This is a genomic window from Pseudophaeobacter sp. A-200-2, from assembly GCF_041008815.1.
In the GTDB taxonomy this organism is placed as follows: Bacteria; Pseudomonadota; Alphaproteobacteria; order Rhodobacterales; family Rhodobacteraceae; genus Phycobacter; species Phycobacter gallaeciensis_A.
On sequence record NZ_JAXGFU010000018.1, the window covers coordinates 37,368 to 44,249 of the forward strand.

Annotated in this window: 7 protein-coding genes; all 7 read left to right on the forward strand. The window is 62.6% G+C overall.

Annotated elements, in window-relative coordinates; genetic code table 11:
- Positions 1-19 precede the first annotated feature (19 nt).
- From SM766_RS20345 to SM766_RS20375, 7 genes are read left to right on the forward strand one after another with little or no spacing between them, the layout of a single operon-like run.
- Positions 20-1,099, forward strand: a complete 1,080-nt coding sequence (locus tag SM766_RS20345; protein WP_065271742.1) for an ABC transporter ATP-binding protein — start codon at positions 20-22, stop codon at positions 1,097-1,099.
- Between the two features lie 39 nt (positions 1,100-1,138).
- Positions 1,139-2,476 (forward strand): aminotransferase family protein, encoded by a 1,338-nt coding sequence (locus SM766_RS20350; protein ID WP_274833854.1) that lies wholly within the window; start codon positions 1,139-1,141, stop codon positions 2,474-2,476.
- A gap of 3 nt (positions 2,477-2,479) precedes the next feature.
- Positions 2,480-3,406: a 3,5-dioxohexanoate:acetyl-CoA acetone transferase gene (gene kce / locus SM766_RS20355; RefSeq protein WP_368948911.1), complete on the forward strand. Its 927-nt coding sequence runs from the start codon at positions 2,480-2,482 to the stop codon at positions 3,404-3,406.
- Positions 3,406-3,897, forward strand: a complete 492-nt coding sequence (locus SM766_RS20360) for a GNAT family N-acetyltransferase (protein WP_368948912.1) — start codon at positions 3,406-3,408, stop codon at positions 3,895-3,897. Before kce ends, SM766_RS20360 begins: the two co-directional genes overlap by 1 nt.
- The gene (locus SM766_RS20365) at positions 3,894-4,919 is read left to right on the forward strand and encodes a histone deacetylase family protein (protein ID WP_065271738.1); all 1,026 of its coding nucleotides are present in this window, start codon (positions 3,894-3,896) and stop codon (positions 4,917-4,919) included. The genes SM766_RS20360 and SM766_RS20365 overlap by 4 nt, the downstream gene beginning before the upstream one ends.
- Positions 4,916-6,019: an NAD(P)/FAD-dependent oxidoreductase gene (locus SM766_RS20370; RefSeq protein WP_368948913.1), complete on the forward strand. Its 1,104-nt coding sequence runs from the start codon at positions 4,916-4,918 to the stop codon at positions 6,017-6,019. The genes SM766_RS20365 and SM766_RS20370 overlap by 4 nt, the downstream gene beginning before the upstream one ends.
- Positions 6,020-6,074: 55 nt before the next feature.
- On the forward strand, positions 6,075-6,425 hold the full coding sequence (locus tag SM766_RS20375) for a RidA family protein (protein ID WP_065271736.1): 351 nt from the start codon (positions 6,075-6,077) through the stop codon (positions 6,423-6,425).
- The last annotated feature ends 457 nt before the right edge of the window (positions 6,426-6,882 follow it).

Consider the following 6,882-nt stretch of genomic DNA (forward strand, 5'->3'; position numbering starts at 1 on the left):
TCCATCCGGAGAGCACCCCGTGAGTTCCGTCACCCTGAACAACATCGTCAAACGTTTTGGCACCTTCACGGCCGTGCATCAGGCCAATCTTGAAATCCCCGAAGGCGCTTTTGTGACGCTGCTGGGGCCGTCGGGCTGCGGCAAGACCACGAACCTGCGGATGATCGCGGGCCTGCTGGATCCGAGCGAGGGCGAAATCCTGATCGGTGGCAAGCGCGTCAACGATGTGCCGATCCACAAGCGCAACCTGGGGATCGTGTTCCAGAACTACGCCCTGTTCCCGCATAAGACCGTGGCCGAAAACATCGCCTTTGGCCTGAAATACCGTGATGTCCCCAAATCCGATGTGGCCCGCCGGGTGCAGGAGGCGCTGGATCTGGTGCAGCTGCCGGACGTGGGCAGCCGCTATCCCAAGGAACTGTCGGGCGGGCAGCAGCAGCGGATCGCGCTGGCCCGTGCCATCGTCATCGAACCCGAAGTGCTGTTGCTGGATGAACCCCTGTCGGCGTTGGATGCCAACCTGCGCGAAGACATGAGGGTCGAGCTGAAGCGCATTCAGGCCCAGATCGGTGTCACCACCGTCTTTGTGACCCATGACCAGTCCGAAGCGCTGGCCATGTCGGACAAGATCGTGGTGATGAGCGCCGGTCGCATCGAGCAGGTCGGCACCCCCGAAGAAGTCTATAATACCCCGGCCAGCGAATTCGTCGCAAATTTCCTTGGCGCCTCCAACATTCTGGCTGGCACCTGTGTGTCCCGCGACGCCAAGGCCGCGCTGCTGGACGTGCCGCTGTTCGGCAAGGTTCCCGTGCCCGCGGACAAGGCTGCCGCCGCCAGCGAGGGCGCCGCAGCAAAGCTGGTCCTGCGCGCAGAGAAGCTGGTGCTGATGGCGCCGGGCAGCGATACCTCTGGCCTCGTCACCGCCGAGGCCGTGGTCGAGACCGTCGATTATCAGGGGCAGACCGTCCGGTATTTCCTGCGCGTTGGGGACACCCAGCTACAGGCGATCAACATGATCGACGGCCGCCCCTTTGCCGAAGGGCAATCTGTCATCGCCGCATTCCGCCCGCAGGATTGTGCGGCGCTGGCTGGCGCCTGACGGTTTTACGCAAGACACGTTCGCGAGCAGGATCACAGCATGAGCAATCTTTTCTATCAGGGCCGAGGCCGCAAACCGGTGCTGGAACAGGCCCGTGGGGTCTATATGTGGGACAAGGATGGCAGGCGCTATCTGGATGGCTCATCCGGGGCGATGGTCTGCAACATCGGGCATTCCAATGAAAACGTGCTGGCCGCGATGCAGCGGCAGATGGAGAAATCCACCTTCGGCTATCGGCTGCATTTCGAAACCGAAGCCTCTGAACAACTGGCTGCACGTCTGGCCGGGCGCATGCCCAAGGGTCTGAATAAGGTGTTCTTCGTGTCTGGCGGCTCGGAAGCGGTGGAAAGCGGGATGAAGATGGCCCGCCAATACGCTCTGGCCACCGGGCAGGACAGCCGCTGGAAGGTGATCTCGCGCAGCCCGTCCTATCATGGTTGCACCCTGGGGGCGCTGGCCGTCACCGGCTATACCACCCTGTCGCAGCCTTTTGCGCCGATGATGCGCGAAATGCCAAAGGTGCCCGCGCCGCGCGCCTATCTGGATGGTCTCGACCCGAACGACCGCGAAACCGGTTTGCATTACGCCGATATGCTGGAGGCAAAGATCCTCGCCGAAGGGGCGGACAGCGTTCTTGCCTTTATTCTGGAACCGGTCGGCGGCGCCTCCACTGGCGCGCTGGTGCCGCCGCTCGGATATATGGAGCGGATCCGCGAGATCTGTGATCGCTACGGTGTGCTGCTGATCATGGATGAAGTCATGACCGGCGCCGGGCGCACGGGGACCTTCCTTGGCTGTGAGCACTGGAATGCACAACCTGATATCGTGGTGATGTCCAAGGGCATCGGCTCGGGCTATGTGCCGCTGGGCGCAATGATCGCCGATGAACGTCTGGTCGACCCGGTGCTGGATGCGGGCGGCTTTGCCCATGGGTTTACCTATGCCGGCAATCCGCTGGCCTGCGCTGCTGGTCTGGCCGTGGTGGATGAGATCGAGGCACAGGACCTGTGCCGGAACGCCACCGAGATGGGCGACAAGCTGATCGCCCGCCTGCACGGTCTGATGCAGAAGCACGAAATCATTGGCGATGTACGCGGTAAGGGGCTGCTCACCGCCTTTGAATTCATGTCGAACCGCGACAGCAAGGCGCCGCTGCCCAAGGGGCTGAACGCCTACCAGCGGTTTGTCGATATTGCCTATGACAAGGGGCTGATCGTTTATTCCCGCCGCACCCGCGATGGGGTGGAGGGCGATCATATCCTCGTCTGTCCGCCGCTGATCGTGAATGAAACCCATCTGGATGAGATCATCGAAGGCCTTGATGCCTCGCTGGTCCAGTTCACCGATGAAATACACCCCGCCCTGAAAGTCGGCTGAGACATGTCCAAGATTCTGATCACCTGCGCCGTCACCGGTTCGATCCATACGCCGTCGATGTCGCCCTATCTGCCGGTGACGGCGGATGAGATCACCGAGCACGCGCTGGGCGCGGCAGAGGCAGGCGCAGCTGTTTTGCACCTGCACGCGCGCGATCCCGAAACCGGTCAGCCCTCGGCCAGCAGCGAACATTTCAAGGCGTTTCTGCCCCGCATCAAGCAGGCCAGCGACGCGGTGCTGAATATCTCGACCGGGGGCAGCGCCGTGATGACGCTGGAGGACCGGCTGGCAGCCCCCAAGATGGCCGAGCCGGAGATGTGCAGCCTCAACATGGGCACGATGAACTTCGCGCTTTACCCGGCGGCCGAGCGGATCACCGAATGGAAACACGACTGGGAAAAGCCGTTTCTGAAGAATTCCGACGATCTGGTGTTCAAGAACACACCGCGCGACATGGCGCGGATCCTGACCGAGATCGGACAGGAGCGCGGCGCCCGGTTCGAGTTCGAATGCTATGATGTCAGCCATCTTTATATGCTGAAACATTTCGTGGACCGGGGCCTCGTGAAGGCGCCGCTGTTCATTCAGTTCGTATTCGGTGTTCTGGGCGGTATCGGGCCGGATCCGGAGAACCTCACCCATATGAAACTGATCGCCGACAAGCTGTTTGGCGACAGCTACATGTTCTCGGTTCTGGCGGCGGGGCGGCACCAGATGCCGCTGATCACCATGGGGGCAGCCATGGGCGGCCACGTGCGGGTCGGGCTGGAAGACAGCCTGATGATTTCCCGTGGGCAGCTGGCCAAGACCAATGCCGAGCAGGTGACCAAGATCCGCCGCATCGTCGAGGACCTGGGCCGCGAGGTCGCCAGCCCCGACGAGGCACGCCAGATGCTGGCCCTGAAGGGCGCCGACCGGACCGCAATCTGATGGAGATCCGGTTTCGCCCGGCAGAGGCGCAGGATGTGCCTGCGTTGCATTGGGCGCTAACGCAGTTGTCGCAGGATCTGGGGGATCGCCACGTTGCGGGGGAGGCTGATCTGATGCGCGCAGGGTTCGGTACTGATCCCGCCTTTGGCGCCCTTCTGGCCGAGGCAGGCCCGCCTGTGGCGGCGCGCACGGTCGGGGCCAGCCTGTTCTCGCCGGTGTTTTCCACCGTGCGCGGAGCGGCCGGGGTCTATGTGGCCGACCTTTGGGTTGCGGCGGATGTGCGCGGGCAAAGGCTGGGCCAGCGCCTGCTGGCAGCGGTGCTGCAAGAGGCGCAGAGCAGATGGGATGCACGGTTTCTGAAGCTCAACGTCTATGACGACAGCCCGGATGCGCGCAGGTTTTACGACAGGCTCGGGTTCAAACCCGCCGTGTCGCAGACGGAAATGATACTGGATGAGGCCGGATGCGCGGCCCTGAGAGGAGAGACATGAAAGCGGTTTTTGACGAACGCCAGTGGAACCACGATCCAAAGCATTTCATGGCGAACGGCGCCATTCTGCCCAATCCGGAACAACCGAAGCGGATCGAGGTTCTGCATGCAGGCGCAGTGGCAGCCGGGTGCAGCTTTCAGGCGCCTCAGGATGCCGGTCTTGGCCCGATTGCAGCGCTGCATTCGGCGGAGTACCTGACCTTTCTGGAGAACATCTATACCCGCTGGCAGCGTATTCCCGGAGCCGGTGAAGAGGTCATTCCCAACATCCACCCTGCAGCCCGGACCGACGGGTATCCCAAATCCGCCGTGGGACAGGCAGGGTTCCACCAAGCCGATACCGCCTGCCCGATTGCCGAAGGCACCTGGGAGGCGGCCTATTGGTCGGCACAATCGGCTGTCACCGGCGCCGATCTGATCCTTGGCGGCGAACGCTCGGCATATGTGCTTTCGCGCCCGCCGGGGCACCATGCCTTTGGCGATCTGGCGGGGGGCTTTTGCTTTCTCAACAATTCCGGTATCGCGGCAGAGCGGCTGCGCGCCGCTGGCCTGCGCCCGGCCATCTTGGATGTGGACGTGCACCACGGCAACGGCACCCAGGGTATCTTCTACCGTCGTGACGATGTGCTGACTGTCTCGATCCATGCGGATCCGGCGCGCTTCTACCCGTTCTTCTGGGGGCATGCACAGGAACGCGGTGAAGGTCAGGGGCTGGGTTATAACCTAAATCTGCCCCTGTCGCGCGGCACCGGGGACGAGGATTACCTGAAAACCCTGGCCACCGCCCTTCAGCGTGTGAAAAGCTTTGGCACCGATGTGCTGGTCGTGGCGCTGGGGCTGGATGCCTCGATTGACGATCCCTTCGAGGGGCTGGCGGTGACCAAAGAGGGCTTTGCCCGCATCGGCGCGGCGATTGCGGCCACCGGCCTGCCGGTTCTCTTTGTGCAGGAGGGAGGCTACCTCTCCGACTCGCTTGGCGAAAACCTGACACGAACCCTCACCGGGTTTCAGGAGGAAGCGTGAGCGCGAACTTTGATGTCATCGTGATCGGCGGCGGGATCGCCGGGATTTCGGCAGCTGCTGAAATGGCCCGCGATATGTCGGTGCTGGTTCTGGAGGCAGAGCCGCAGACCGGCTATCACGCCACCGGCCGGTCGGCGGCTATCTTCATCCGCAATTATGGCAATGACACGCTGCGCGCCCTCAACGCGGCCTCGGCGCCAGTGCTGGAAATTCCGGAAGGTATTTCGGATCGCTCACTTCTGTCACCGCGCGGCGAGATGCTGGTGGCCGACGAAAGCGAACTGCCCGCGCTTGAGGCTTATGCGGCAGGCGCTGTCGGGCTGGAGCGGTTGTCACCAGAGCAAGCGGTTGAACTGGTTCCCATCCTGCGTCCGGAACGGATTGCGGGTGCGCTGATTGAATGGGATGCGCAGGATATCGACGTCGACCGGATGCTGGCGGGCTATGCCAGCCTGTTGAAACGGCGGGGCGGTCAGATCGTGACCGGGGCGCGGGTCAGCGCATTGACCCGCGATGGGCAGGACTGGCAGGTGCAGGCGGGTGATGACACATATACTGCGCCCATTGTGATCAATGCTGCCGGGGCCTGGGCGTCGCAGGTTGCGGCGCTGGCCGGAGCCCTGCCAGTTGATGTGGCACCGCTGCGCCGCTCTGCCGCGATCCTGCCCGCCCCAGAAGGCTATGATCCCACAGGCTGGCCGCTCTTCGCCTCGGCCGCGGAAAACTGGTACGCCAAGCCAGAGGCGGGCAAGCTGATGGTCTCACCCGCCGATGAGGATCCGGTCGAGCCGCATGATGCCTGGGCCGATGACATGGTGCTCGCCGAAGGGCTTTACCGGTTCGAGCAGGCGGTGACCGTCCCGGTGACGCGGGTCGAAACCTCCTGGGCGGGCCTGCGTAGCTTCGCGCCCGACCGGACCCCGGTTGTCGGTTTCGATCCGCGGGCGGATGGTTTCTTCTGGCTGGCCGGGCAGGGCGGCTACGGGGTGCAGACAGCTCCGGCGCTGGCCGCTCTCACGGTTGCATTGTGCAGCGGCGCGACACCCGCTATCGAACCCGAAGTCGTCGCGGCGCTCAGCCCGGCACGCTTTGACGGATGACCGGATCCCGGATCACAGATTAACTTCAGACCCTACGAACAGATTAGGACGGACAATGACCGAAATTACCCGCAAACACACCGGCCCCCGCATGAGCCAGATCGTCACCCATGGCGACACCATCTATCTGGCCGGTCAGGTCGGCACCGCTGGCGCCAGCGTCGCGCAGCAGACCAAGGATTGTCTTGAGCAGATCGACACGCTGCTGGCCGAAGCAGGCAGCGACAAGACCCGGATCCTGCAGACGGTGATCTGGCTGGCTGACATGAAGGACTTTGCCGAAATGAACGAAGTCTGGGACGCTTGGGTGCCCGAAGGCCACACGCCTGCACGCGCCTGCGGCGAAGCCAAGCTGGCCACCCCAGACTTCCTGGTCGAGTTCATCGTGACCGCGGCCAAGGCCTGATCCTTCGGCCTTTGGTCAACGACAGAATACATCACACGGAAAGCCCGGCCAAATTGGCCGGGCTTTTTGTATCCGATGGCGTTGGTGCCTCGGGACGGCCGATGATTCCACCCGATTCCTTGGATTCGGAGCCGAAAACTAGGCTTGGGTCGGGCGAGTTTGTGGGTAACCCTGTGGGGGAAATTGGATTCGTCTAAAGGCGCCGTGATTTACTCGAGATTCCCAAGGGGCGACACCGCGTGCAGCACGGTTCGCGTCGCAGAGATATGATTTAAGTCATTGTATTTGCGTGTTATTTCATCTTTCTTCCTGAAAAATGTGTTTTTGTTGATTTTAGGGTTGCGGGTATTTGGAGTTAGGACTAGAACCCCCTTCACCGGCGGCGCTGAGGCGCTACGGGGCGCGGCGGAGACGCTGCTGACGGATCGGAAAGACGGTTGAGACGCTCAGGAGAGAC

What these genes read in the sequence shown, in the direction of transcription:
- SM766_RS20365 (WP_065271738.1), top strand. Translation starts at nt 3,894, where the DNA reads ATGAAAGCGGTTTTTGACGAACGCCAGTGGAACCACGATCCAAAGCAT.
- kce (WP_368948911.1), top strand. Translation starts at nt 2,480, where the DNA reads ATGTCCAAGATTCTGATCACCTGCGCCGTCACCGGTTCGATCCATACG.
- SM766_RS20375 (WP_065271736.1), top strand. Translation starts at nt 6,075, where the DNA reads ATGACCGAAATTACCCGCAAACACACCGGCCCCCGCATGAGCCAGATC.
- SM766_RS20360 (WP_368948912.1), top strand. Translation starts at nt 3,406, where the DNA reads ATGGAGATCCGGTTTCGCCCGGCAGAGGCGCAGGATGTGCCTGCGTTG.
- SM766_RS20350 (WP_274833854.1), top strand. Translation starts at nt 1,139, where the DNA reads ATGAGCAATCTTTTCTATCAGGGCCGAGGCCGCAAACCGGTGCTGGAA.